Annotated in this window: 19 protein-coding genes; 6 read left to right on the top strand and 13 right to left on the bottom strand. The window is 55.1% G+C overall.

The window, feature by feature from the left end; all coding sequences use genetic code 11:
• The 7 genes from GS630_RS13760 to GS630_RS13730 all read right to left on the bottom strand — a co-directional run.
• The coding region (locus tag GS630_RS13760; RefSeq protein ID WP_171712061.1) for a sulfatase-like hydrolase/transferase at positions 1 to 508 on the bottom strand (508 nt) is incomplete at its 3' end.
• A 470-nt stretch (positions 509 to 978) separates the two neighbouring features.
• Positions 979 to 1920, bottom strand: coding sequence for an ABC transporter permease (locus tag GS630_RS13755; RefSeq protein ID WP_171238388.1), 942 nt, complete (start codon positions 1918 to 1920; stop codon positions 979 to 981).
• Complete coding sequence (locus tag GS630_RS13750) at positions 1917 to 2960, bottom strand: ABC transporter permease (protein ID WP_171620735.1); 1044 nt, start codon at positions 2958 to 2960, stop codon at positions 1917 to 1919. Before GS630_RS13750 ends, GS630_RS13755 begins: the two co-directional genes overlap by 4 nt.
• Positions 2950 to 4470 carry an ABC transporter ATP-binding protein gene (locus GS630_RS13745; RefSeq protein ID WP_171620733.1) on the bottom strand — a complete coding sequence of 507 codons (1521 nt, stop codon included), beginning with the start codon at positions 4468 to 4470 and terminating at the stop codon, positions 2950 to 2952. Before GS630_RS13745 ends, GS630_RS13750 begins: the two co-directional genes overlap by 11 nt.
• Positions 4467 to 5861, bottom strand: coding sequence for an amidase (locus GS630_RS13740; RefSeq protein ID WP_171620731.1), 1395 nt, complete (start codon positions 5859 to 5861; stop codon positions 4467 to 4469). The genes GS630_RS13745 and GS630_RS13740 overlap by 4 nt, the downstream gene beginning before the upstream one ends.
• Positions 5842 to 6825 carry a BMP family protein gene (locus GS630_RS13735; protein WP_171238392.1) on the bottom strand — a complete coding sequence of 328 codons (984 nt, stop codon included), beginning with the start codon at positions 6823 to 6825 and terminating at the stop codon, positions 5842 to 5844. Before GS630_RS13735 ends, GS630_RS13740 begins: the two co-directional genes overlap by 20 nt.
• A gap of 48 nt (positions 6826 to 6873) precedes the next feature.
• Positions 6874 to 8166 carry an amidohydrolase family protein gene (locus GS630_RS13730; protein WP_171620729.1) on the bottom strand — a complete coding sequence of 431 codons (1293 nt, stop codon included), beginning with the start codon at positions 8164 to 8166 and terminating at the stop codon, positions 6874 to 6876.
• 551 nt (positions 8167 to 8717) lie between these two features.
• Between GS630_RS13730 and GS630_RS13725 the strand changes: the two genes are divergently transcribed.
• Positions 8718 to 10517, top strand: a complete 1800-nt coding sequence (locus GS630_RS13725) for an NAD(P)/FAD-dependent oxidoreductase (protein ID WP_171620727.1) — start codon at positions 8718 to 8720, stop codon at positions 10515 to 10517.
• A 187-nt stretch (positions 10518 to 10704) separates the two neighbouring features.
• Here GS630_RS13725 and GS630_RS13720 read toward each other — a convergent pair whose 3' ends face one another.
• Entirely contained in the window at positions 10705 to 11412 is a 708-nt protein-coding gene (locus GS630_RS13720; RefSeq protein ID WP_170556625.1) for an IS6 family transposase, read from the bottom strand.
• A gap of 124 nt (positions 11413 to 11536) precedes the next feature.
• Here GS630_RS13720 and GS630_RS13715 point away from each other — a divergent pair, with 124 nt between their 5' ends.
• From GS630_RS13715 to GS630_RS13705, 3 genes are all read left to right on the top strand, one after another.
• A complete protein-coding gene (locus tag GS630_RS13715; protein WP_171620725.1) occupies positions 11537 to 13459 on the top strand; it encodes a DUF3604 domain-containing protein in 1923 nt (640 codons plus the stop codon).
• Between the two features lie 266 nt (positions 13460 to 13725).
• Positions 13726 to 15120, top strand: coding sequence for an alpha/beta fold hydrolase (locus GS630_RS13710; protein WP_171620723.1), 1395 nt, complete (start codon positions 13726 to 13728; stop codon positions 15118 to 15120).
• Positions 15080 to 16036, top strand: coding sequence for an alpha/beta fold hydrolase (locus GS630_RS13705; protein WP_216599798.1), 957 nt, complete (start codon positions 15080 to 15082; stop codon positions 16034 to 16036). Before GS630_RS13710 ends, GS630_RS13705 begins: the two co-directional genes overlap by 41 nt.
• Before the next feature lie 250 nt (positions 16037 to 16286).
• Here the strand turns inward: GS630_RS13705 and GS630_RS13700 are convergent, their stop codons facing one another.
• The 5 genes from GS630_RS13700 to GS630_RS13680 all read right to left on the bottom strand — a co-directional run bounded on the left by GS630_RS13700 (position 16287) and on the right by GS630_RS13680 (position 22751).
• The gene (locus tag GS630_RS13700; RefSeq protein ID WP_171656700.1) at positions 16287 to 17309 is read right to left on the bottom strand and encodes an HlyD family secretion protein; all 1023 of its coding nucleotides are present in this window, start codon (positions 17307 to 17309) and stop codon (positions 16287 to 16289) included.
• 101 nt (positions 17310 to 17410) lie between these two features.
• Positions 17411 to 17686: a DUF3302 domain-containing protein gene (locus GS630_RS22625; RefSeq protein ID WP_170422179.1), complete on the bottom strand. Its 276-nt coding sequence runs from the start codon at positions 17684 to 17686 to the stop codon at positions 17411 to 17413.
• Positions 17687 to 17826: 140 nt separating this feature from the next.
• A complete protein-coding gene (locus GS630_RS13690; protein ID WP_170422155.1) occupies positions 17827 to 18339 on the bottom strand; it encodes a DUF1269 domain-containing protein in 513 nt (170 codons plus the stop codon).
• Positions 18340 to 18665: 326 nt separating this feature from the next.
• The gene (locus GS630_RS13685; protein ID WP_170612385.1) at positions 18666 to 20303 is read right to left on the bottom strand and encodes a DUF1254 domain-containing protein; all 1638 of its coding nucleotides are present in this window, start codon (positions 20301 to 20303) and stop codon (positions 18666 to 18668) included.
• Between the two features lie 96 nt (positions 20304 to 20399).
• Positions 20400 to 22751: an arylsulfatase gene (locus GS630_RS13680; RefSeq protein ID WP_348540085.1), complete on the bottom strand. Its 2352-nt coding sequence runs from the start codon at positions 22749 to 22751 to the stop codon at positions 20400 to 20402.
• A 402-nt stretch (positions 22752 to 23153) separates the two neighbouring features.
• Between GS630_RS13680 and GS630_RS13675 the strand changes: the two genes are divergently transcribed.
• Positions 23154 to 24023 carry an AraC family transcriptional regulator gene (locus GS630_RS13675; protein ID WP_170422160.1) on the top strand — a complete coding sequence of 290 codons (870 nt, stop codon included), beginning with the start codon at positions 23154 to 23156 and terminating at the stop codon, positions 24021 to 24023.
• A 385-nt stretch (positions 24024 to 24408) separates the two neighbouring features.
• The gene (gene cls, locus GS630_RS13670; protein WP_245223189.1) at positions 24409 to 25830 is read left to right on the top strand and encodes a cardiolipin synthase; all 1422 of its coding nucleotides are present in this window, start codon (positions 24409 to 24411) and stop codon (positions 25828 to 25830) included.
• The last annotated feature ends 122 nt before the right edge of the window (positions 25831 to 25952 follow it).

Raw genomic sequence — 25952 nt, 5'->3', positions numbered from 1 at the left:
GGTTCTGAGGATAGTCGACGTTCTCTGGCTCTTCCTCAGCATTGAGGTGGTAAAGATTGCCGAAGAACTCGTCGAAACCATGATTGGTTGGAAGGTGTTCATCCCTGTCACCCAGGTGGTTCTTTCCGTATTGCGCGGTCATGTAGCCCTTCGACTTCATGTACTCGGCAATCGTCGGGTCCTTCTCGGACATACCTTCAGGTGCACCCGGCAGACCAACTTTGAGCAGGCCGGTTCTGAAGCCGGATTGCCCCGTGATGAAGGAGGCCCGCCCCGCGGTGCAGGACTGTTCGCCATAAGAATGCGTAAACAGTATACCTTCGTTGGCGATCCGGTCGATGTTTGGCGTCTGATATCCCATCATGCCCTGATTGTAGGCACTGATGTTCCAATATCCGACGTCGTCGCCCCAGATAATCAGGACGTTTGGAGGGGCGTCCTGAGCCCACGCCGAAGACGCTAAAAGCGTCACAGTCGATGCAAATGCAAATGGTTTTAAAAGTTTCATTGGTCCTCCCACAAAATCGATTGTTTCGGCAGTAAATATGCTTAACACAAAAAGTCTAAACCCCCTAAAAGTGTCGAATGCCAAGGTCTCTTATGGGCTCGGAGCAGTCGTTCACTCAATTCCGCTCAATGACTGCAATGCGGACATAACGGGCATTAGTCTTATTGACGGCAAAGACTGCAGTCGGCCCAAAGCAGACATCGCCATTTTGCTCATCGGGCGGAAACCGGCCATTCGCTGCGTGCGTGAGCCTGTCAGGTCGAATATTCAGAAGCAGACATTCAAGTAGCCTTGAGACCGGATTTCAATCTGCGCGACTGAATGACGCCGGAGCGTTAATAAATAGATATTGTCAAGAGTTTTCCGGATTTTGATTAAGGTCTCGTGCCCAGCTCTTCATTGTCTGGTCGAGTAGATGTTTATTTTGATGATTTTATAGTTTCCTGGCCAATATGTTCGAAAATATGCCACTAACGTTCGCCGCGTCGGTAGGGTGCCATCAACGCCGCTGGGACTTCGGCTCTGCGGGCGACAAGGACGAGCGCAACGATCGAAAGTACATACGGCGCCATAAGGAACAACTGATATGGCACACCCTCAACCGTTGTCTGCAACCGCAGTTGGTAGGCATCGAAGAAAGCGAACAACATCGCGCCAATCAGAGCCTTACCGGGCCGCCAGCCAGCGAAGACTACCAATGCGATGCAGATCCAACCGCGCCCCTGCACCATGCCCGGGAAAAAGCTGTTGAACGCCGTTGTGGTCAGGAAGGCCCCGCCAACCGCCATCAAAGCCGACCCGACAACAACTGCGCCGATACGGATACGGATCGGGTTCAGCCCCTGCGCCTCAACCGCATGAGGGTTCTCTCCGGTCATACGAATGGCCAACCCCAAAGGCGTGCGGGCAAGAACATAGGCCATCACAGCCACCGCAGTGAGCGCCAGATAGGTCGGCAAAGCTTGGTTAAAAAGGATCGTTCCCAAAACGGGAATATCTGACAGGACCGGAAAATCGAGCGGCTTAAAAGTCTCGATCGTAGGAGGCAGATCTCCCACCTCAACAAGTAACCTGTACAGGTAATAGGCTAAAGCGGATGCAAACAGCGTTATGCCCAGCCCTGAGACGTGTTGCGAAAGCCCAAGTGGAACTGTCAACATGGCATGAAGCAATCCCATCACCGCGCCGCAAAACGCTGCAAAAATGAGGCCTGCAAGCAATGGCGCGCCCATGTAGACGACAAGCCAACCGCTCATCGCCCCCATGGTCATGATCCCCTCGATTCCCAGATTGAGCACGCCCGAACGTTCGCAAAGCAACGCACCAAGAACACCAAATATGAGCGGTGTCGCAATACGCAACACGGAAGCCCAAAGACTGGTATTCAGCAGCAGATCAATTGCATCACTCATCGGCGCACCCTGTAGGTTGTGAAAAGAAGGGCCACGATCATGGTGAGCAGGCACAGCGCCACGATCACATCGGCAATGAAACTGGGTACACCCGTCGCACGGCTCATGGCGTCGGCCCCGACAAAGACTGTTGCGACGAAAACAGCGGCAGCGACCACTCCGGCCGGATGCAAAGCGGCGAGCATGGCGACGACAATGCCTGCATAACCAAATCCGGGGCTCATAGTGGTGGTGACCCCCGCAGTGACCCCCATGACTTCGACAGACCCGGCAAGCCCTGCCAGCGCGCCCGAAAGCAAGGCAACACCCATGATCGTTTGGGGCAGAGCAATTCCGGCAAAGGCAGCGGCACTGGCATTTAAGCCTGCGGCGCGTGTTTCAGTGCCAAAAACAGTACGCGCAAGGATCAGCCAAACAGCACTTGCCGCTGCGATGGCAACAAGCAGCCCGATATGGAGACGTGTACGGGGGATCAGATCCGGAAGGCGGTAATCCCCGTTTACGGGCACCGAAGAGGGCCACCCAAAGGCCAGCGGATCGCGCAAAGGGCCCTCAATCATGAGGCCAACAAAAAGGATCACGATGAAGTTGAGCAGCAGGGTTGTCACCACCTCATCCACGCCGAAACGTAAGCGTAAAAAGGCAGGTCCTGCCAAAAGGGCCGCGCCTGCCGCCATGCCCGCCAACATCAAGATCGGAATACCTATCCACCCTGGAACCCCGAGTGAATGACCGATCCAAGCGGTGATTAGCGCCCCAACAAAGAACTGTCCCTCGCCCCCGATGTTCCAAAGCCGCGCTCGGAAGGCGACAGCTGCGGCAAGCCCCGTAAAGATAAGCGGAGTGGCGCGGGTCAACATCTCGGCGATGGAAAGGCGCGAGCCGAATGTGCCATTCACCATTTCGCCATAAGCCGTTAGCGGATTTACGTCAGCAGCAGCGATGAGACCTGCGGCCAAAAGCAATGCAGCAAAGATCGCGGCCAGTGGTGCAATGATCGCAAGATGCAGCGGCACATGTGAGCGTCGTTCAAGCCGCATCATCATTTTCCTTCCAGACACCTGCCATCATCAGGCCAAGGCGTTGTGGGTCGGCTTCATCAGCCGATATCGATTCTGACAAGCGACCTTTTACGATGGCCTGTATTCGGTCTGACAGGGCTACAGCTTCTTCCAATTCTTCTGAGATGAGCAGGATTGCGGCACCTTCGGCCCGTGCTGCCAAAAGCTCGGCATGAACTGAAGCAATTGCACCTTCATCAAGACCACGCGTTGGCTGGTTTGCGAGCACAAAACGCGGCCCATTGGTCAGAACCCGGCCAAGGATCAGCTTTTGCATATTGCCGCCGGACAGCAGCCTTGTTCGCGTGTCGGGGCTGGCGCCGCGGATATCAAAACGTTCTATCAGCCCCGCAGTGTAATCCCGGGCGGCGCGTTGTCGAACAAAGCCGCGGTGCGAAAATTCCGGTGTGCGCAAGCGCTCAAGCACCGCGTTTTCCCACAAACTCAATTCGCCCACAACGCCTTCTGCGTGCCGGTCTTCAGGCACCCTGCCTGCGCCCGCATGGATCATGCCGCGCGGACCCAGATGGCTGATATCTTCGTTCAAGAGTGTTAACTGACCCGCACTTGGGTGTGCCAATCCTGACAGCAGCGCACCAAAGGAGGATTGACCATTGCCTGAAACGCCGACGATACCAAGGATTTCACCGGCATGGACAGCGAAAGACACATCATCCAGCCGCAAATCACCGTCTTCTTCCACGCTCACGTCCTTTGCGATCAGGACTGGCGCTCCAATCTCATGGTCTTGACGTACGGGACGCTCAACCTTGCGGCCAACCATCAGTTCCGCCAACTCTTCTGGTGTGGTTTCGGGTGTTTTGCGTTCCGCGACTATCCTGCCGCCACGAAGCACCGCCACACGGTCAGAGGCTGCCATGACCTCATGCAGCTTGTGGCTGATGAAAATAAGCGAGAGGCCCTCTTTTGTCATATCACGCAGCGTTTCGAACAGGCGCATCGCCTCGGGCCGGGCCAGAACGGCAGTCGGTTCATCCAAAATCAAAATACGTGCGTCGCGATAGAGTGCTTTCAGAATCTCGACCCGTTGACGTTCACCAACGGAAAGCGTCCGAACCTTGGCCTCTGGATTAACAGGCAGGCCGAACCGCTCTGAGATCTGCAACAGTTTCTTGCGCGCCTCGCCACGAGCAGAACGCGTGCGCGTCAGCGGTTCGGAACCCAGCATTACGTTTTCAAGAACCGTGAGGTTGCCCGCAAGCGTGAAGTGCTGGTGTACCATTCCCACCCCCACTTCGATCGCTGCGCGTGGCAGACCCGGGGGCAGTTCTTTGCCAAACACCCTGACAGAACCTTTATCGGCTGCGTAGTGGCCGAAAAGAATATTCATCAGTGTCGTCTTACCCGCACCATTTTCGCCCAACAGAGCAAGAATTTCCCCGTCTTCTAGTGTGAGGGTCACATCGTCATTTGCGGTAAGCGTTCCGAAACGCTTGGTAATGCCGTTTAGTTCCAGAACCTTGGTCATGCGGGCAGGCCTGCGATTGGGTGCGGAAAAGTGATTGTGGGCGCGCGTGCTTCGACAAGTGCGCCAAGTTTCAGCAGCGCAAAATCCGAGCCGGGGGGACCAATCAGTTGAACGCCGAGTGGAAGACCATTTGCCATGCCAAAAGGCAGCGCCAAAGCTGGCAAGCCCGCTACATTTGCTAGTGCGGCGTTCGGGGCAAAAGCCTCGAGCCGCGCCATGTGATCGTTTGGGGAGGAGCCGGACAGATCCAAAGTGCCTACATCGGGCGGCGCAGACGAGAGGATCGGCATCAGGACAGCATCGGCAGACTTAAAAAGCTTGCGAGATCGATTTGTCACACGAGCGAGCTTTTGTGAGGCCGCAAAAAGCGCTGTGGCCGACGTCGCACGGCCCTCGGCAGCCATGGCTGCGGCAAGTGGTGGAATCTCATCATCAGTTATCTTGAGCGCAGTCAGCCACTCGGCCATGGAAACAGCTAGTATGGTTCGAGCGATTGCGTGAGCCTCATCCCCCAATTGGTCGGGGGCACGAATATCGCACACCTCACAGCCTGCATCGCGCAGCGCGTCGGCAGCACTTTTCGCGGCCTTGCACTGGTCGGCACCGCACCGCTCCGGCAGTGCCAATGCGACGCTGGGGCGTTCTGGCAGATATACCGGGGCCAAGGGCTGGGCCACCGCGTCAAAGGCCGTCTTCACATCGCGGATCGACCGCGCAAGGACCAACTCAGACGCTATGCCCATCAGGTGATTGGCAAAATCAGGGCCTCCAGGCACCGCGCCACGAGAAGGCTTAAGCCCGGTCAAGCCGCAACATGCGGCGGGAACCCTGATGGACCCGGCTGCATCCGTGGCATGAGCAATTGCAACAATACCAGCTGCAACCGCGGCTGCGGCGCCGCCGGATGAACCACCGGGTGTCAGTGCGGGGTTCCATGGATTGCGGGTCACAACCATACCGTCGGGTTCGCATGTTAGGGAAAGGCCAAAGGGCGGTGTTGCGGTCAAGCCGAAAGGGATCAGGCCGGTGCGGCGAAGACGGTGTAGCAGGTGGCTGTCACTTTCGGGTCTACAACATTGTGCTCGGATTGCCGCAGATCCTGCCGCCGCCGGCAGCCCTTTTGCGAAACCACCGAGGTCTTTCACCAAAAACGGAACCCCATGAAATGGCACGCGCTGGTCTGGTGGCAAAGCGTCCGCCGCCCTTGCCCCAGCGCGGGCCATTTCTTCGTCCAGATAAACCACGGCCCCCAAATCCGCCCGTGCGTGGCAGGCAGCAAGACTTGATTCCATCAGTTGGCAGGCAGAGATCTGCCCTGCTGTGATGGCAGCTGCAAGAGCCGTGGCATCGGTCACGTCAAAACCCTCTGGATCAGGAGGGCTCGCTTTCATCAATCGGAACGTCCCATTCACCGGATTGAATCGCGGCCTGTTTGGCCTCCATCCCCGGGATGGCGTCGGCGGGCACTTCATCGGCGACATAGATCAACTCATTGCCGCCATGGGCCATAAAGGAATATTCCGTGTAGTTACGACCTGTTGGATTACCGGCCTGAACATCCGCCACGATGGCCTCGATTGTGGGACCGTAATTCCAGATTGCATTGGCAAAAACCGTGCCCGGGTATCGCGGAGTATAATCGATAAGCGAACCGATCGCCTTCACACCTCGCGCTTGGGCCGCATCCGCAGTGCCAATGCGCTCACCAAACAGAATGTCTGCACCCGCATCAATCTGGGCAATCGCAGCCTCTTGCGCGCGGGCCGGATCGAACCATGCACCGATAAAGCCGTTGACGAAGGTGGCGTCTGGGTTCACTTCGCTTACGCCCATGCGGAAAGCGTTGATCAAAAGGTTCACCTCGGGGATCGGATAACCCCCGACCGAACCATAGACATTGCTTTCGGACATTTGACCCGCGAGCATACCAGCCAGATAGGCTGCCTCGTGGTTACGTGTGCCAAAGACACCGAAATTGTCACCTTCTGGCCCACCGGAAGACCCCATCAGAAACGCGGTGTCGGGGTAGTCACCCGCCACTTCGCGTGCTTCACGCTCCACAGCGTAAGATTCACCCCAGATGATTTGCGCACCTCCCTCGGCATACTCGCGCATCGCGCGGGGATAGTCGGTCGGCGCTACTCCTTCTGAAAACTCATACTCTATCAGGCCAGTGTCGGCGGCTTCCTGCATCGCCAGGTGAATGCGGCTGTTCCACGCATTTTCAACCGGAGACATGTGCACTCCGGCGACGCGGATCGCAGATTGCGCATTCACGCGATGGATATAAGCCGGCAGGGCCAGCATGGCCGCAGCGCCGACCATCAGTTGACGGCGGGTTGTGGTGAGTTTCATTGGTAGATCCTCTTCTGTTGGTGGCAATTCTTCTTGTTAATGAGCTTCCTAAGTATTGGGCCTGGGCGCGTAATCTGCGGGATCCAGGGTCGTGGGACGGCCAGGCAAAGAAAGCGCGGCCATTCGTGGTTCTGTGCGGGCCAGCACCTTTCCGTTTTTGATAACGGCAAGCCGGGTGGCTTTGATGCGAACTGCTTCAATCGGGTCCTGCGCTTGCAGAACTACCATATTGGCAGGGCCGCCTTCGCGGATCGTCGGGTCGGGCAAGCCCATAGCCTTGGCACCATTCTGAGTAACGGACGTAAACGCCCACTCCATCGCCTCGCGGGATGTCATCGGCACGGCATGCACGCCCATATGAGCCACTTCCAACATGTCGGCGGAGCCAAGCGAATACCACGGGTCCATCGTGCAATCCTGCCCGAAGGCGACATTTACACCCGCCGCGCGCAGCTCTGGCACTCGGGTCAGCCCCCTACGACGCGGATAGGTATCCGAGCGACCTTGCAGCGTTATATTGATGAGCGGGTTGGGCACCACGTTCATGCCGCTTTCTGCGATCAGAGGTATGAGCTTCGACGCATAGTAGTTGTCATACGAGTGCATCGCGGTGACATGACTTGCTGTTACCCGCCTGCCAAGCCCAAGGCGCGTGGTCTCATAGGCTAAGGTTTCCACGTGGCGCGACATTGGATCGTCGCTTTCATCGCAATGCAAATCCAGCATCAAGCCTCGGTCCACCGCTATCTCGGCCAGTCTCCTGACCGACCGGGCACCTTCCGACATCGTACGCTCAAAATGCGGGATACCGCCCACTACATCAACACCCAAATCAAGGGCTTGGATCAAGTTTTTTTCTGCATTCTCTGAGCGGTAAAGGCCATCTTGCGGGAATGCTACCAGCTGCAGATCAATATAGGGAGCGACCTGCTTGCGGACCTCCAACAGCGCTTCAACGCCAACCAAAGGTGTGGATGAAACATCCACATGCGAACGGATTGCCAGCAATCCCTGCGATACGGCAAGGTCGCAATATCGCATGGCGCGCTCAATTACTGCTTCGGGTGTCAGCAGAGGCTTTAGCTCACCCCAAAGCGCGATGCCTTCCAATAGTGTACCCGAGACATTCATGCGAGGCGTTCCAAGGCTCAGGGTCGCATCCATATGGAAGTGCGGGTCGGTAAACGGGGGCGAAACCAATCGTCCAGCCGCGTCAATGTCCTCGCCTGCCTCAGCCTTGATCTTGGGGGCAATTTCTGCGACGCGGTCATCCTTGATCGCTATATCCAAAGGCCCTCGGCCATCCGGCAGTTGGGCTTGTCTAATGATGATGTCGAGCATTCATCTTCCCCCAAATTTGACCACAAGGTAAAAGTATTCTGATAAAATGCTACATTTTTTTGCTGTGTTTCAGGAACCAGCGCTTCGGATAGTCTGACGCAATTCGCATGCCTGCAAGGCGGAATGCGAACGCAGCAATTCGTCGTATCGATGGATGGCGGCTGTGGGCCGTTTGTTAAACCTTGCAAGGTCCGGTTCCTGTGCAAAGCCGCCCTCAGTGATTTTCACAGCATTGTTCACCTTGGGCTCAAGGCAGTCATATGAGTCTTTCAGTCAGATGACGGCTTAGGAACGGAAAGCGGTCATTGATGGTGGTCATTCCGAGAAATTTCGCCCGAAGGTCTGCATTGAACGGCAGCGGACGTTCGCTGAAATCTGCTGAACGTCTGCCAAGCGGACGTAGCGGTCATTGGCTTGAAGTCTTTTTAAACAACAGCGTCGTCCTTGCGGTCGGTTTGGTGCCAGTGTTCGGGACTCGTTAAATGTCTGGATTTTGAAAGCGCCCTTCCCATAGGCTGCTAACCAAAATGGATGAGCGATGGGAGGATGAAATGCTCGATACGACACTGACGGATCAGACACAGGCGTTTCTCGACGCGTTCGGCGAGGCACTCGATAAAGGAGATGTTGAAGCTGCCACCGAGATGTTTCAGGATGACTGCTACTGGCGCGATCTAGTGACCTTCACTTGGAACATCAAAACAGTCGAAGGAAAAGGTCAGGTAGCCGATATGTTGCGGCACCAATTGGCGACGATCAAGCCAAAAGGATGGAAGGTCGCGGACGGCGAGGTTCCGACTGAAGACGGTGGCATCACGACAGCATGGATCGAATTTGAAACTGAGGTTGCGCGCGGTTACGGTTTAATCCGTCTGAAGGGTGGGTTGATCTGGACGCTGCTGACCACGATGGTCGAACTCAAAGGATACGAAGAACCTAAGGGCTTTCAGCGTCCTCTAGGAGCTAAACATGGAGCTGGGAAACACCGCACGACCTGGAAAGAAGAGCGGGAACAAGAAGAGGCGGAACTCGGATACAAGACGCAACCTTACTGCCTGATCATTGGCGGCGGACAGGGCGGTATTGCTTTGGGTGCACGTCTTCGCCAGCTCGGCGTGCCTACTATCATTGTGGAGCGCAACGAACGCCCCGGAGACAGCTGGCGCAAACGCTACAAATCCCTCTGCCTACATGACCCGGTCTGGTACGACCATCTGCCTTACATCAAATTCCCAGAGAATTGGCCGGTCTTCTCACCCAAGGATAAAATCGGTGATTGGCTCGAAATGTACACCAAGGTGATGGAGCTCAACTACTGGACACACACGACCGCCAAGTCCGCCAGCTATGACGAGACAACCAAGGAATGGACGGTCGTTGTAGACCGCGACGGCGAGGAAGTAACGCTGAAACCCAAACAGCTTGTCATGGCAACGGGTATGTCAGGCAAGGCCAACATGCCGAGCTTTCCCGGAATGAATAAGTTCAAAGGCGATCAGCACCACTCATCGCAGCATCCAGGCCCAGACAAGTACAAAGGTAAAAAGGCAGTTATCGTTGGATCAAACAATTCCGCGCATGATATCGCCGCAGCCCTTTGGGAGAATGACGTCGACGTCACCATGGTTCAGCGCTCCTCGACGCATATTGTGCGGTCCGATACTTTGATGGAAATCGGGCTCGGGGATCTATATTCCGAACGGGCCGTCGAAGCCGGCATGACGACCGAAAAGGCAGACCTTATCTTCGCTTCGCTGCCTTATGCGATCCTACATGAGTTCCAGATTCCAGCCTACGCTGCGATGAAGGAACAAGACAAGGAGTTCTATGACGGGCTTGAGAAAGCAGGGTTTTGGCTTGATTGGGGCGACGACGATTCCGGTTTGTTCATGAAATATCTGCGCCGTGGATCAGGCTACTATATCGACATCGGCGCCAGCCAGCTCATCATTGATGGAGAGATCAAGATAAAGCGTGGTCAGGTTGTTGAGGTCGACGAAACCGGCGTAATCTTGGATGATGGAACACATCTCGACGCAGATGTCATTGTCTATGCAACTGGCTACAATTCGATGAATGGTTGGATTGCAGATCTGGCTGGTCAAGAAATGGCTGACAGAGTCGGGAAAGTATGGGGTTTGGGATCGGATACGACGAAGGACCCTGGCCCTTGGGAGGGGGAACAGCGCAACATGTGGAAACCTACACAGCAAGAAGCTCTATGGTTTCACGGCGGGAATCTGCATCAGTCGCGCCACTATTCGCAGTTTCTATCGCTGCAGATAAAAGCTCGAATGGAAGGTATCGAAACGCCTGTTTATGGTCTTCAAGACGTACACCATTTGTCTTAAACGTCGTCGGGCCGGAGCTTTTCCGGCCCCACTTTCCCAAAAGATTACACCCTAAAAAGAACTATCCCTTCAGCAAATCAAAATCAGAAGCGTTCGCAAGATAGACTGCGCGGCTTGTAGTCGAAACTCAGGACGGTGCTGTCAGACAAATTCGAACCAGTCTCAGTTTGCCGCGGAAACCGCGAACCTATCCGGAACAAAGTTGACGCCACTCGCTAAGAGCGGCGGCGCGTGTCAGCTTGAAGGTGTCTCGGCTAGTGAGCGATCTTTCCTGGTTGAAGTGGTTGTAGACGGAGGAATGGACGGAGGCGAATTTCTGCAAACTTCGCATGCGCCTGAAACGCTGCATTGCGCGTTCGCGTCGTCGGAACTGCAAGTGCGAATTCTCAACCCGGTTATTGAGCCACCGGCCCGTCTGTTGTTTTTCGAGAGCACCCAAATCTCTAAGCGCCGCCTTGTAGGAAGCGAAGCGATCCGTGACGAAGTTGTTCGCTTTTCCGTGCCGCTTCATCAATTTCTTGAGGAATTTCAGTGCTGAAGCTCTGTTTCGACGTTTGGTGACAACGGCTTCCAGCACTTCGCCCTCATGATCGACGGCACGCCAGAGGTAGTGTCTCTTGCCATTCACCTTCACGAAAACCTCGTCCACATGCCACTTCCATTTGGAGTATGCTCTCAATTGCTGAACACGCTTTCTTCGGATTTCAGCAGCAAACATTGGGCCAAACCTGTTCCACCAATATCGGACAGTTTCGTGGCTAACATCGATGCCTCGCTCATGCAGAAGATCTTCGACATTCCGAAGCGAGAGAGGGAAACGGACATACAGCATCACTGCAAGGCGGATGATCTCGGGGCTGGTTTTAAAGTATTTGAAAGAGGCCGGTCTGGTCATGGGCAAATGCTACGCAACCACCCTGCCCCGCTCAAGCAAAGTTCTTCTGACAAGACCCTTAGCAAACCTTCGAACTCAGTCGAAATAACTTCTCGAGCAGAGTTGTGGTAAGGTGTCTTCAATTATGGAGGAAAAATTGTTTCGCTTTCTTTTGTCAGCAGCTCTCATTCTGGGGAGCCCAGTCTTAGCTCAGGATGCAATAAATCCGACAGGCCTTTCCGGTCCTTCCGGTCGACCCTATTCACCTTACGCTGAGCGCGCATATCCAACTCAAGTCTATTTTGGTGACACTCACGTTCATACTGGTCTTTCCGGGGATGCTGGTGGAGGCGGTACGCGCCTCATGCCGCGCGATGCCTATCGGTTTGCGCGCGGAGAAGAAGTTGTGTCGAACACGGGGCAACCTGTAAAACTGTCGATGCCTCTCGATTTCTTCATGATTACAGATCATTCGGATGCGATGGGTGCTATCACCGACATCATCGGAGGTTCTCCCAACATCTTAGCAGATGAGCAAGGCAGATATTTCCATGAAGAATTCAATAAGGGTGGCGAAGCCGCACTAGCGGCAGCGCTCGAGCTTACAGCGGCGTTTGCTCAAGGACAGGTTTCGCCTGCGCTGAACTATCAACCGGGCAACCCCGCGTACGCCCGTGTTTGGGACGACATTATCGATGCCGCGGAAGAGTACAATGATCCAGGCGTGTTCAGCACCTTTATCGCCTATGAATGGACATCACTTGTTGCAGGGAACAATTTGCACCGAAATGTGATCTTTCGCGACGGCCCGGAGCTCACAAGACAGATACTGCCTTATACAACAACGCCACCTGTGGGCTCACCTAACCCTCGTGATCTTTGGAAATGGTTGGAGAACTATGAGCATACGACAGGCGGGCGTGTTCTTGCTATTCCACATAATGGGAACTTGTCTAACGGCTGGATGTTCCCGTTAGTCGATGACTTCGCGGATGGGGTGCCGTTAGATCCCGCATACGCAGAAGCGCGAAACAAATGGGAAAGACTATACGAACCAACTCAGATTAAGGGAGATGGTGAGGCCCACCCGTTCCTATCACCAGACGATGAATTTGCTGACTTCGAAACATGGGACTACGGCAATCTGGATGCTTCTGTTCCGAAAGAGCCAGAAATGTTACCTGGTGAATATGCTCGATCCGGGTTACTTCGCGGCCTATCTTTGGAAAAGGGTTTGGGAGTAAACCCTTTCAAGTTTGGCCTGGGCGGGGCTAGTGACACACACACAGGCTTAACGGCTCCAGATAACGACAATTTCTTCGGGAAGTTCACCGGTTATGAGCCCAGCGAAGAGCGCAGCCAACATGTCAGCAAGACCTATGCAGACGGGAATGTTGCGCTGCTTTCGTCGCAATATATTACTGGCGGTTTGACAGCTGTATGGGCGCAAGAGAATTCCCGCGAAGCCATTTGGGATGCGATGCATCGGCGTGAAACCTACGCAACTACAGGACCTCGAATGCGCGTCCGAATGTTCGGAGGATATTCTTTTACCGAAGAGGATGCCTTGCGGCGGGACTTGGCGCTTGTGGGATACACCAAGGGTGTGCCGATGGGTGGGAATCTTGGCCCAGGGGAAGGCGCACCTTTTTTTTTGGTATATGCGCTTCGTGATCCGATGGGAGCAAACCTGGATCGAATCCAGATCATAAAGGGCTGGATAGATGCAGATGGAGAGCAACGGGAAAAAGTCTACGACGTGGCCTGGTCTGGTTCCCGCGAACCAGATGCCGCTGGTAAGTTGCCGTCAATAGGCACCACAGTGGACCTTTCTATCCCCTCGTGGACTAACACGATTGGAGCCTCTGAGCTGGGAGCCGTGTGGGAAGACCCGGATTTCGATCCCTCGGAAAGCGCATTTTATTATGCCCGGGTTATAGAAATTCCAACCCCGCGCTGGACGGCGTATGATGCAGTGAAGTTCGGAATAAACATGCCGGATGGTGTCCCTATGACAGCACAGGAACGCGCCTATACTTCGCCGATTTGGTACTCGCCACAACAATAGTTTGAATTTACGATGTCGGTCGGGCATGGGCTCAGAGCAGCCATTCGCTGCGTTCCGTCTGACTGACCTCTTAGCAGACAAATCCGCCGTTCCCCGAGAAAACGGATAGGCATACCTTTTTAATGATCGCCTCCACACGTCTTCCGGCAACTAGAGATCTTATTCACCGATCATGCCACCGCCCGTTGGCAGGTATTAGGCAAGTTGCCGGTTCTAACAGTCTTTTAACGTGGTAGTGTTTTCGAGCCAACTTGCGGGAAGTAACCATGAGTCAACGTCGCCTTGCTGCAATCGTGTCTCTCGATGTCGTCGGCTTCAGTCGGATGATGCAGGGTGGCTCCAAGCTACTTCTCAAAACACTGAACACCTTGTACCGCGATTTGGTAACGCCGATCGTTGAGCAAAAGTCTGGCCGGGTGGTCAAACTGTTGGGCGACGGAGCATTGATTGAATTTCCGTCGGCCGGAAACGCCCTAGAAGCGGCAATTGCGATCCAAACCGAGCTAAGAGAGCCAGACCATCCCTATTTGGTTCCGGAACGTATCCAGCTTAGAGCGGGTTTGCATGTCGGCGACGTCACCGTCGATGGCGACGATATCTTCGGAGACGGCGTCAACATCGCTGCGCGGCTCCAATCGGCAGCCGTACCCGGGGGCATTCTGGCCTCAAAGGTACTTTGTGATCTTGCCGGAGCGGATTATGCCAAACGATTACGCCGGGAAGGGCTACATACGTTCAAAGGCATTGAACAGCCGATCGAAGTGCTGTCGTTCAACTTCACCGATGAACATGTGTCCAAATCGCGTGCTCGCTTCGCCAAAACACAGGAAATTCGTTTTTGCAAAACTGACGACAACATTAGTCTGGCCTGGAGCTCAGTTGGAGACGGTCCTCCGGTCGTAAAGGCGCCAAGTTGGATTGGACACTTGGAGCTTGACTGGCGCAATCCGGGGAAAGCTCCAATTTATACGTCCATCGCTCAACGGCATCGTTTGGTCCGTTTTGATGCCAGGCTCAACGGTCTATCCGACTGGGACGCCGAAACATGCACGTTCGAACGGTTCGTTGATGACTTGGAAACCGTTTTCGACGCAGCGGGTATCAAGCGCGCCCCGATCCTTGCGATATCGCAGGGGTCAGCAGTGGCAGCCGCCTTCGCAGCGCGCCGACCTGACCGCGTGTCTGCGATCGTAATGATAGGTGGGTTCCCCGTTGGTCGGGCAAAAAGAACATCGCAAAAAGATGTGGAACGCGCCAACGCAATTAAGCAAATGATGACTGCCGGGTGGGACGATGATTATCCGTCTCTGCGTGATTTGATGGCGCAAATCATCGTGCCGGGCGCGAGCCAAGAAGAACGGCGGCAATATGCCGAAGATATGCGCAAGATGATTTCACCCGAAAACATGGGGCGGTATCGCGGTGTGATTGATAACATCGATATCTCACCGATATTGTCCAAGGTCGAGGTGCCGTGCCTTGTTTGTCATGGGACCAGTGACAGGATGCAACCGGTCGAACAAGGACAATTGTTTGCGAAGGGATTACCCAACGCGAAGTTCATCGCCTACGAAAGCTCCAACCATACCATCCCGGACAACGACCCGGAATGGCCACGTTTTGAGAGGGACGCCCTGGCTTTCTTGGCTGAACACAGCTGAATTATTGCTCCAAGTATCTTCGGGTCTGGCGCTATATCTCTCAAAACAAATGCAACAAGAGTACTTCGCCAGAGCAATGGAACAGAGAGTTGCAATAAATGCGGACAGGCTGTCCTACGCCCAAGACGGCGAAGGAGAGCCCGTGGTCTTTGTTCATGGATCGAATGCAGATCATCGGGTTTGGGATGCGCACCGTGATCTAATCGCCCCACACTACCGGATGATCAGATTGACGATGCGTTACTTCGGAACAGGTGCGTGGCCAGACGACGGAGAGAATTTCAGCATACAAGTCCTTGCAGATGATCTCGCCGAGTTCATTCGAAGTCTGAAGCTTGAACCAGTGACACTTGTTGGGTGGTCTTTGGGCGCAGGGGTTTGTCTAACGATGGCAGTACAGCATCCAAGGCTCGTTAAGCGCATGTTCCTTTACGAACCCGCGTTGGCAACGTTTGTTTCTGACGAGGAAAAAGCCCAAGAGGCTCTAAACGATCGAGTCACAATGAGCGAGAAAGCTCGCATTCTAGCCGAAGCAGAAAACCTTGAAGGTACGGTTCAGCAATTCGTGGATGACGTTAACGCGCAGTATGGCGCATTTAATGGGCTTCCCGAGGATATTCGGGGGATGATGGTTGAGAATGCGAGGATGCTGCCGCTGCTCTTCGCCGGACCTCCGGCACCACCAGTTTTAAGCCAAGATCTGCAGGAGTTGGCACTTCCTGTTGCGATCGCTTTGGGTGCTCAAAGCCGCACTTTCTACCAAATTACCACTCGTGCCGCACACTCGTTGATCCCATCAAGCCAATTGAGAGTGATCGAGAATGCCCGGCACTTGTTCCCCGTTCAGAAGCCGGAAGAGTTTTGCATAGCGGTGTTGGACTACTTGAAGCACGATGTACCTGCCGAGACGAGGTAGGCCTGTTTAACGCTCGTCGCGCTAGATATCACATGACAGTTTAAACCATCTAAAAAGTCTGTTCTGGGCCCGATGCGGACATTGGCCTGAATATCGCGAACGGCTGCAATGCGGACAAAGCCGACATTACGAAAATCATTCAAATGCCTCTCAGTGGTCCAAAGTGGATCACCAAACCACAGTCTAGAAATCTCCGCTTAAAGTGTTTGTTTAAGCCAAGTAGCAAGTAAGCTTCGCAACTATTGAACTTCTAAATGTCCGGGCGGATGTAGTTCAAGATTGAGTTCATCCGAATGATGACCTTACGAATAACATGTGTGGCGGACGCGCTTTCTGTGTAAATCGCCGCGATTCCGGCGGCACCAGGCGGGATCTCATCTAGGATGTTTGGATCGTCGAGAACTATCCTTACAATGAACGGTTCGCTCGCGATCTGACCTGCCTGATACACCGTACCGGTCACCTGCGCTTGCCCTTGCGAGGCAATGTCGAGCACGGTTTCGACGGTACCTGTTATCAACACACCTGGCATTGTTTTGAAAGCCACTTCGACAGGCTGACCCACTTCGATGTGGCGGAGATAAATCTGATGGACTTCGGCGATCACAACTTTTTCGGCTGTGTCGACAAACACTCCCGCTGGAGCAAAGGGAAACGTAACCACGCGCTGACCTTCAGTAATCGCGAGATTGGTCAGGTATCCCTCTGATGGCGCACGGATAATCGTCTGTTCAAGATTCCATTCAGCCTGGTTAAGGGACGCTCTGGCCTCAGCCAGTTTCGCGACTTCACCGTCATCTGTGAGGGCACTGATTTCCACCTCGGCACGTGACACGGCAGATCGAGCTTGATCTACAGCGCCTTCCGCAGCTTCCAGGCTGGCTTCTGTTGATTCGAGTCGGCTTTGAGAGATCGTACCGCTGACGGCCAACCTGCTGTCATCTTCAAAACGTAGTTTTGCGAGGTCCCGTTGCGCAAGAGCCTGACGTAATTGGGCTTGTGCTGAGGCAAGCGCATCTTGGTCCTGACGAACCTGTGCCTCAACCCGCGCCAGGGTGGCTTCCGCCTGTCGAGCGGCTATCTCGAAGGGCTCCGGATCGAGGCGAAAAAGTACTTCACCTTCTTCCAGCGGAACGTTTGGTTTCGCTGCAACTTCGATCACCTGTCCCGCAACATTCGGAACAATCTGGGTGGCGCGTGTTAGGACCTTTATCGGTCCTGAAGGAGCGCCCCACTGCATTGGAATGAAAAGAAAGATCAACAGCACGACCATCCACACAATCGTTGAAAGCCATGTGGCCTTGGTGTTGGGTAGAACCTTCATCTTTACGAGAACGAACAAAACCGCGACATAAGCTAGGGTTAGAAAGACAATCATGCGGTCTCTCCTGAATCCGCACGTCTGCCCCCGCTCGATTCAATCTGTTTTGACAATGGCGACCTTGTGAAAGCCCATATCAAAGCGAGCGGCCAGAAAACCCCAAAAGTCAGAGCTCCGACCCAACCTGCGACATTGATCGCGTCCCGTTGTGGATGACTGCGCTCTGTGGCGATTTTGCCTGGCAACATGGCCAGGTAAATGAACCCGACCAGAAATGTGAGGATCAACACAATCAGCACGATCCACGCAAAAATATCCAATCCACTCATTTCGATTTTCTCCAGCAGCCCCAACCTCTTGTGTCGACCACCGGACCTTCAGCAAAGTATGGCGGACAGTTCGAGCGGTTACAGATTTTATGCGGATCAGTGTGGCCGATCCGCACGATCGACGGTCAATTAGCCTATGGCTAGGCTTGCGTACTCAATGCGGCGCGCAGCTCTTTTTCATCACTGACCGATAAGGATGTTTCGATCACTTCGCCCTTGAGGCCCTCGAGTTCGTTGAGCAGCTTTGTCGGACGGCTGGTCCAGCCGATCATTGCAAGCGCAGAGGTATCTGGCTTCAGTTTGGAACCGAGCATAGCCGCCAGACGGTCTTCGTCATCGGCCTGATCGAGGGCTCCGGCCAGTGTTCCCATCCCGGTTCCAGCAGCCGCCCCAAGTAGCAGGCCAGCCGCCGGATTGCCTGCCAGCGCACCAATCATTACGCCTGTCAGGCTACCCATCGCACCTCCGCCGAGCATACCAGTCGCGGTGAGCGTGTCAGAGTTCTTGATCCGGATGTCGCCAGCTTCATTCCGCGTAATCACTATGAACTCATTAATGTCGGCCTCCCATTCCTTCGACATTTTCGCGACGCGAAGTAGCGCCTCGTCCGCGGCATGACGGCCTTCAAAAAGTATGATGACAAGGTTGGACATTGGTTCTCTCCCTTTGAAATTTTGAAGCCAGTGAACGCGACGTCTTTGATAAACTTACCGTTTGCGTTGTGATCGGGAGTAAATCGAACGCCCCAATCGTATCCAAGCCGGGTTCATTTCACGGAGACATCGACGGTCTCGACACGGTGAATACTCGGCAACCGATAGGATCCATCATTGAACTCAGCATGCGCCCCTTAGGCTCGGACTTAAAGAAAACAGCTGCGACTTTGAGTGACGGCATGGTTGATTGACTAACATCAGAGTTGACCTTGCATGTTAAAAGAGCAGCAGGGGCGCAGGACGCCGCCCCCGCCTGACGGCGATCAGTCGCCGCTTACCAGCTCGAACTCACCGGGCCGCCAGGACTTGTCGAAGAACGCCTTCTCGGGGAAGTAGAGGCGCAAGAAGGTGAACCAGCCCTTTTTCGGATCGGTCTCGATCCAGTTGCCCCGCTCCACACCTTCCGGCTGTTCCGGCGCGAACCAAATGGTTGTCGAACCGTCCTCGTTTTCCACGGCTGCCGGGCTCGGGTAGGTCTGACTGCCCGCACGCGGATAGCGCTGCGATGTCTGCAGCATCCCGCGTGATTGGTTGTCGTAGACCGTCATCGACCAGAAGCGCGCCGCGGGAATGTCCGGCGGTAGATCCAGCTTGTAGGTCTTGGCGCCGTCGAACGGGTTACCATCGGAATCGACATTGGCAATCAGGTACTGCGAGCCGATGTTTTCGAGCCGCATGATCATCGCCGGTGTCACGCCAGTAGCGGTGTAGAACCACGACGTCCGCGAATGATACTTGCGCGCGCCTTTGTCCTCCAACGGCTTGATCTCTCCGTCTTCGACCACACCCGGCGGGTTCATGAAGTCATAGCCACCTGCCCAAAGACTTGCCCACCAGGCCGAGTCCTCATCGTAGTATCGGAAATGGTCCCTGGGATGTGCGCCCATGCCAAGGGTACGGGCCCCGGCGTTGCCGACCGCGACTGCCTCATCAAGGATCCGTCTCATCCGCTCATCCGGATTGAACTCTTCACCCTTCACGATGCCAATTGCAGCTGCTTGCCCTGCAAGCTCGACATCAAACGAAGAGGCAGGTTCCATCTGGATCACTTCGTGAAGCCACTCGTAATGGGTGAAATCGTTCGGTGGGATGGTGTTGAACGACACGCCAGTGCCGTTGACGAACCGAGGAGAAGGATGTTCCGTGGTTACACCGGCGATTGGCGCTTCGCCCAACAGAAATGACCCGATGCTCGTGCCCGTTCCACCCGGAACATAGGGGTAGATCTTGGTGTATTCTTTGACCGTGTCCATCGGTGGCTTTGGGTCATTGTCCTCAAGGAACGCACGCCCCAGCATGAAGACCCGGTTCGTGCGGGAATGGGCCACATAGTAGCCGCCTTCGGGCAGTACGCCGTCATATCCCGGGGGCACCAGCAAATACCGGCCGCCTTCACCGCGGTCAGGGCCGGGGAAGCCGAAATCGATGACCCAACGGAACCACATGTCATCGAAGATGCCCAGCACATTAGGCGGGGTCTCGACAACCATGGGGCCATCGTTCAGGTCGATGAATGACAGGAAATAGGGTGTGTCGGCATTCGCCGTGAGAAAGAGCGAATGCGCGTCCATCAGTTCTTCGAACAGCAGCACTTCGTTGTGCTGCACGCCGATGTCGAGAAAGCCTTTGTAGAAGCCGTGCATCGATACGACCTGGATCGTGTTCATGAAGGTCTCAATCCCGTGAAGGTAGTCGAGCTCATCCTGCACCTTCTGGGCTGTGTCTCCCGTCGGATAGCCGTCTTTGAACGTCAGAGTTCCGAGACGCGTCGATTCTACCTCGTCAGGCGTTGTGAGAAATTCTGGAATGGGTTCGTATTCGACCTCAGCGTAAGCCGGGCTCAATCCCGATACCGACAATGCCAGAATTATCGCGATGGATATGGTGGTTCTTCTTGTCATGAAGAGTGTTCTCCAGATTCGATTTGAGGGATAGCTGTTGATGTCTTCGTTGCGCAGACAGGGGCTGATGCCCCTGTCCACACCTGAACACCTCGGTTACCGCAACTTGACCTCGACCTTCTCCAGCGTGCCGGGGAAGTCGAAGGGCACGTGGTAGCTTTCGCTCACGGGTTCGCCCGCGTCGGAGCCGATGTCGAATGTCTCATCGAGCGAGATTCGGAAGCCCATGGTGCGCTCGACCCGACCCTCGCCAACGAGTTCATCGTTAACGAAAAGCTTGCCCATGCCGCCCTTGCCGACGCCGCCGCCATCATACTCGAACTCGTAGCGGATCGTGTGCTTGCCAGCCGACAGAGGGTCGCCCTCAATGTTGTAACGTTCAAGATTGGCAACATTGTAGGTGTAGACCGGCTTGCCATCGAGCACGTAGAGCGCCCAGCCGCCGAACCGGCCGCCCTGGGTGACGAGCATCCCGTCATTGTCCCCGTCAGCGATCTCGATATGCGCCGTGATGGTGTGCGACTTGTTTTTGAAGTCGGGCGCGGTGCCTTCGGGAATGCGTGTCATGTTGTCGTAGTAGGTGAACTCTGTACGACCCGCCGTCAGGCTGGGGCGCAGCGAGACATCCATGCGCTCCACCTTGCTGCTGACAATCGGCAGCACGTCATATTTTGCTGCCTCGCCGTAGAACAGAAGCTGCAACTCTGCCAGTTTCTCGGGGTTCTCCGCGGCAAGGTTGTTGGCCTGGGTGAAGTCCTCGGCAACGTTATAGAGTTCCCAATCCCACTCGGTGATTACATCGGTCGGCTTTACCACGCTGACCCAGGGGGCTTCCGGCGGTGTGGTGGTCGCCATCCAGCCGTCACTGTAGATCGCGCGGTTGCCCAGCATTTCGAAATACTGGGTCCGGCGGGTTGAGGGTGCCTCCGCGTTATCGAAGGCATACATCATGCTGGTGCCCTCGATCTCGGACTGGGCCACCCCGTTGATCGAGGTCGGTGCTGGCAGGCCAGCCGCTTCGAGGATTGTCGGCATGATATCGATAACGTGGTGGAACTGATCACGGACCTCCCCCCGCGCTTCAATGCCAGCGGGCCAGCGGATGATCATGCCGTTGCGGGTCCCGCCAAAATGGCTGGCCACCTGCTTTGTCCATTGGAACGGCGTGTTCATCGCGTGCGCCCAGGCCGAGGGAAAGTGGCCGAACGTATTCGGTCCGCCCAGCTCATCGATGCGCGCATACGTGTCCTCGAAGGGCACGGGGATGTTGTTGAAGAACGTCATCTCGTTTAGCAATCCATCCGGGCTGCCCTCAGCCGACGCGCCGTTGTCACCCATCAGGTAGATAATCAACGTGTTGTCGAGTTCGCCGGTTTCCTCGACCGCGTCGATGATGCGGTTGATCTGGTAGTCCATGTGCGACAGCGCCCCGGCATAGACCTCCATCATGCGGGCATAGAGCTCTTTCTGCTGATCATTCAGCGAATCCCAGGCACGAAGCTGTTCCGGACGCGGCGTAAGCACAGCATCCTGTGGAATGATGCCGCGCTCTTTCTGACGCGCGAAGGACTCTTCGCGTACGGCGTCCCAGCCCTGATCAAACTGGCCTTTGAACCTGTCGATCCACTCTTGCGGGGCGTGGTGCGGCGCGTGACTTGTGCCCGGCGCGTAGTAGACGAAGAAGGGCTTTTCCGGTGCGAGCGCGTGCTGTTCCCGGATGTAGTTGATGGCCCGGTCGGCCATGTCCTCATCCAGGTGGTAATCATCGGTGTTCGGCGGCTCAATCGGCTTGGTGCCGTCAAAGATCGCGGGCGTGAACTGGCTTGTGTCGCCACCGATGAAGCCAAAGAACTGCTCGAAACCAAGCCCCGTCGGCCACAGGTCGAACGGCCCGGCCTGGCTCGACTGCCAGTCCGGCACGTTGTGGTTCTTGCCATACCAAGCGGTGTTGTACCCGTTGCCTTTCAGGATCTCGGCAATGGTGCCGTTCTCTTTTGGCATCAGCGAGTTGTAGCCCGGGAAACCAGTGCCCAGCTCCATAATGACGCCGGTTGAGTTGGAATGGTGATTGCGCCCGGAAATCAGCGCCGATCGGGTCGGAGAGCAAAGTGCCGTCGTGTGCATCCGGGTGAACAGGAGGCCATCCTCGGCAAGCCGATCATAGGCTTCGGTTGGCACGGGACCACCAAAGGCAGTCGGCGCGCCAAAGCCCACATCGTCCGGCATGATCAAGAGAACATTGGGCGCACCCTCGGGTGCGGACACCTGCCGCGGAAAATCGAGACTCGAGTCCGAGGTGCGGAGCGCGATATGGCCACCAAACTCAGTCATTGGGACCGGCAAGACCGAGCGATCCCAGTCATCTTGGGCCACAGCTGGCGCGGCAGTCAGGGCGAGCGTTCCTGCCAAGAGCGCCATGGGCAACCTGGTCAGTTCAAAAAGTTTCACGGCTGTCTCCTCCTTTTGATTTGAACTGCGCGACGCACCTCGTTTTGTCAGACTGCTTCCATGTCGCGCGGCATGAAGCGCGAGCCAGAATGAAACCGCTACCTTTTGGCAGCGCTCTTCGTAGGACATGTCCGGGAGGCGCCGCGTCGAGTTCTTTTTGCTGCAGTGTTGTAGGCACAAATCGCTTAATCTAAGAATCAACACTAGCGCCCAAGGAACCAACTATTGTCTTCAAACACACGGGAAGATCGATCGTTTTGCCGTCCCGACGACTCGAGACAGGTCCGTGCGGGCCTGTTGCTGGGTTTGTTTAAGTGCCTGTCTGATCCCATGTTTGGTCTGGGGAAAGGTCTCTCCGCAGAGGTAGCGGGGCTCGATGTTCCGAATCAGGCGGAGCGTTGGATGCCCGACGGCACCTACCTAGAGGGCCTCGCCCGCATCGACCACCTCGATGATCTTGGCGGGATCATGCTGAGGGCAGGTATGGACCAAGAGTTCGCGGATATGGGGCTTTTCGGCAAAGCCGTCATTCATTCTGAGACTATCTGGGCCGCCCTCTGCATTCTGCGCGACACGGTTCCCTATATCGTTCCCGGGGTCAGTGTTGGCCTCCGAGTGCGAAGGGATCGTTGTCGGTTCACGTACGTTCACCCCTTCGGCGTGGGCCCGGAAGCCTCGCTCGATGTGCAATACACAATCGGACTGATCTGCAACCTTCTCGCCCAGCGCACGGGCACACGCAGCGCGCATATCCGGGTGAGCTATCCCGGAGCGCGCGCTCACCACACAACATTTCTCAGTGGCGTGAGCCAGGTTTCGGAGGGTGATATCGGAACAGTTGAGTTCGATGATCACCTCTTGCGGACGCCGCTCAAACACTCCAGGCCCGACCTGTCCGATCTCCTTCTTTTGGCCATGGCAGAGGCGCCCGAAGTGCCCAATGCGTCCTGTGAGATGTCCGACCTCGTAACTCATTTGCAATACGCGTCATTGCGCACCAACCAGCGCCCTCTTGCGCAAACCGAAGTCGCTAACCTTCTCGACAAACCGCTCAGAACCCTCCAGGATGCCCTAAAAAAAGAGGGCAGCCGTTTTGATCGCCTCCGCGATGGCCCGCGCCATGCCATCGCGCGAGAGGCTTTACGGCAAGGCCGCGAAATTGACGAGGTCGCTCAAAGCATTGGTTTTTCGCACCGGCAGAACTTTTCTACGGCCTTCTCAAAGTGGGAGGGGTGCTCTCCATCAGAGTTCCGGTCGCGCGGAGGCACCTGACCCTCTTCTCTGGCTAGCAAAAGGCATTGAGCAGTGGAGTTTATAGCCACGAGACAACCGACCAGAAGCATTCAACGTGTACGCGAAAGGCTTACTTTGAGACACCATTACTGCTAGATAGCAGTGGAGCGATTTCCGTTTCGCGCTTAGTTCTGCCTGTTGCCGCGTCGAGTTCGAAGGTCCGCTTTGGGCTCTGAGCAGTCGGTCAGCCAGGATTGCCCCAACGACAGCTTCCGAAATCCGAACGGCGGCTTTACTGCCCCGCCACGCCCAACAAAAGTTCGTCTGACAAGACCAGACGGAGGGCCCAAAAGTTGTTACGAATGGGAAACTCACATAGCTTTGGCCCGAGGGTAACTCAGTCAGGCTTTCCCCTGTCTATGGAATGGGCGATGAAATGCTCGGCACGGTTTTGATTATTGCACTCATCGCGTCAGAGGTCATTGCGATTGTTTTCGCGTGGCGCGCTATCCAGACGGCGCGTACTCCTCAAGGCGCGATCGGTTGGGCAATCTTTCTTGTAACAGCACCTTACCTTGGTGTGCCGCTTTATCTGTTTCTTGGACACCACAAATATCGTGGCTATGAAATAAGTCGTGCCTCAAGCGAACAGGTTCTTGAAGGTGTGGCGACTTATCGCGAACAACATAGGCCTAAGTCCAAACCCAAGAACGACACAACACTTTTTGAAAAGATCGCAGAACTACCCGGAGTAGACGGAAATGGTTTTCAGCTTCTCATAGATGGTGAGGAGACGTTCTCAGCGATTTTCAAGGCGATTGATACTGCAAAATCATACGTGCTTGTCCAATCCTATATCGTCAACGATGATGGCGTTGGCCGAGCCCTTTGCGATCACATGATCAATGCCGCTGAACGAGGGGTGTCGGTCCGCTTCATGGTCGATGCTGTAGGAAGCAAAAAGCTTCCTCCCACCTATTTTCAGCGCTTAAAGTCAGCAGGGGTAGAGTTCGTCGATCCGAAGTCGACAAGGGGGCCGAAGTACCGTTTTCAGCTCAATTTTCGCAATCACCGCAAAACAGTAGTTGTCGACGGTCATGTGGGCTTCACGGGTGGTTTGAATTTCGGAGACGAGTACAAAGGACTCGATCCACGTTTTGGTAATTGGCGCGACACACATGTTCAGATGACTGGCCCAGTAGTTTCCCAGCTTCAGTTGATTTTCGTGGAAGACTGGCACTGGGCAACAGACGAAATACTGATCGATGACCTGAATTGGAATGCCGATCGAGATAAAGCTGACATGACATCACTTTTGGTCGCTACTGGTCCGGGTGACGAACTGGAAACAGGGGCCATGTTCTTCATATCCTGCATCGCTGAAGCTAAGAAACGAGTGTGGATTGCATCTCCTTATTTTGTGCCAGATATCGATATTCTGACCGCGCTTAAACTAGCGGCGCTACGCGGCCTAGATGTGCGTATATTGGTCCCGGAGGTCATAGACCATACCGTTCCTTGGTTGGCTGCCTTCGCATACTTTGACGAGATCCGCGACGTAGGAGTCAAAGTGATGCGCTATGATGCGGGTTTCATGCATCAAAAGGTCGTACTTGTTGACGATACGCTTGCAGTTGTCGGAACCATGAACATGGATAACCGGTCGTTTCGATTGAACTTTGAAGCCATGGCGGTTTACTTTGATGATAGTGCTGCATCACAACTAGAAGCGATGTTTGAAGCTGATTTCGAACGTTCCTTCGAACTTTCGAAAAGGCTGTCGCAGCAACCAAAACGTATCAGAATTGGTGCTCCCTTGTCCCGACTAGTTTCGCCTTTGTTGTGATTGGTAGTTTGCACCTTCTTGTAGAGAGACTTCGCCGTCGTTGAAAAAAGCGGGCCAAGCAGAGTCGATTCCACAGCGCCAAACGGATAGGAGGCAATACGCCGCACATTTTCTTCCAGATG

Source organism: Ruegeria sp. HKCCD7303 (assembly GCF_013111185.1).
Taxonomy (GTDB): domain Bacteria; phylum Pseudomonadota; class Alphaproteobacteria; order Rhodobacterales; family Rhodobacteraceae; genus Ruegeria.
The sequence above is the reverse complement of the archived record's forward strand: the minus strand, read 5'-3'. Positions and strand labels throughout refer to the sequence as shown.

Excerpts from the sequence above, each read along its gene's own strand:
- GS630_RS13755 (WP_171238388.1), bottom strand. The coding sequence starts at position 1,920 with ATGAGTGATGCAATTGATCTGCTGCTGAATACCAGTCTTTGGGCTTCC.
- GS630_RS13750 (WP_171620735.1), bottom strand. The coding sequence starts at position 2,960 with ATGCGGCTTGAACGACGCTCACATGTGCCGCTGCATCTTGCGATCATT.
- GS630_RS13745 (WP_171620733.1), bottom strand. The coding sequence starts at position 4,470 with ATGACCAAGGTTCTGGAACTAAACGGCATTACCAAGCGTTTCGGAACG.
- GS630_RS13740 (WP_171620731.1), bottom strand. The coding sequence starts at position 5,861 with ATGAAAGCGAGCCCTCCTGATCCAGAGGGTTTTGACGTGACCGATGCC.
- GS630_RS13735 (WP_171238392.1), bottom strand. The coding sequence starts at position 6,825 with ATGAAACTCACCACAACCCGCCGTCAACTGATGGTCGGCGCTGCGGCC.
- GS630_RS13730 (WP_171620729.1), bottom strand. The coding sequence starts at position 8,166 with ATGCTCGACATCATCATTAGACAAGCCCAACTGCCGGATGGCCGAGGG.
- GS630_RS13725 (WP_171620727.1), top strand. The coding sequence starts at position 8,718 with ATGCTCGATACGACACTGACGGATCAGACACAGGCGTTTCTCGACGCG.
- GS630_RS13720 (WP_170556625.1), bottom strand. The coding sequence starts at position 11,412 with ATGACCAGACCGGCCTCTTTCAAATACTTTAAAACCAGCCCCGAGATC.
- GS630_RS13715 (WP_171620725.1), top strand. The coding sequence starts at position 11,537 with ATGGAGGAAAAATTGTTTCGCTTTCTTTTGTCAGCAGCTCTCATTCTG.
- GS630_RS13710 (WP_171620723.1), top strand. The coding sequence starts at position 13,726 with ATGAGTCAACGTCGCCTTGCTGCAATCGTGTCTCTCGATGTCGTCGGC.
- GS630_RS13700 (WP_171656700.1), bottom strand. The coding sequence starts at position 17,309 with ATGGTCGTGCTGTTGATCTTTCTTTTCATTCCAATGCAGTGGGGCGCT.
- GS630_RS22625 (WP_170422179.1), bottom strand. The coding sequence starts at position 17,686 with ATGAGTGGATTGGATATTTTTGCGTGGATCGTGCTGATTGTGTTGATC.
- GS630_RS13690 (WP_170422155.1), bottom strand. The coding sequence starts at position 18,339 with ATGTCCAACCTTGTCATCATACTTTTTGAAGGCCGTCATGCCGCGGAC.
- GS630_RS13685 (WP_170612385.1), bottom strand. The coding sequence starts at position 20,303 with ATGACAAGAAGAACCACCATATCCATCGCGATAATTCTGGCATTGTCG.
- GS630_RS13675 (WP_170422160.1), top strand. The coding sequence starts at position 23,154 with ATGCCCGACGGCACCTACCTAGAGGGCCTCGCCCGCATCGACCACCTC.
- cls (WP_245223189.1), top strand. The coding sequence starts at position 24,409 with ATGGGCGATGAAATGCTCGGCACGGTTTTGATTATTGCACTCATCGCG.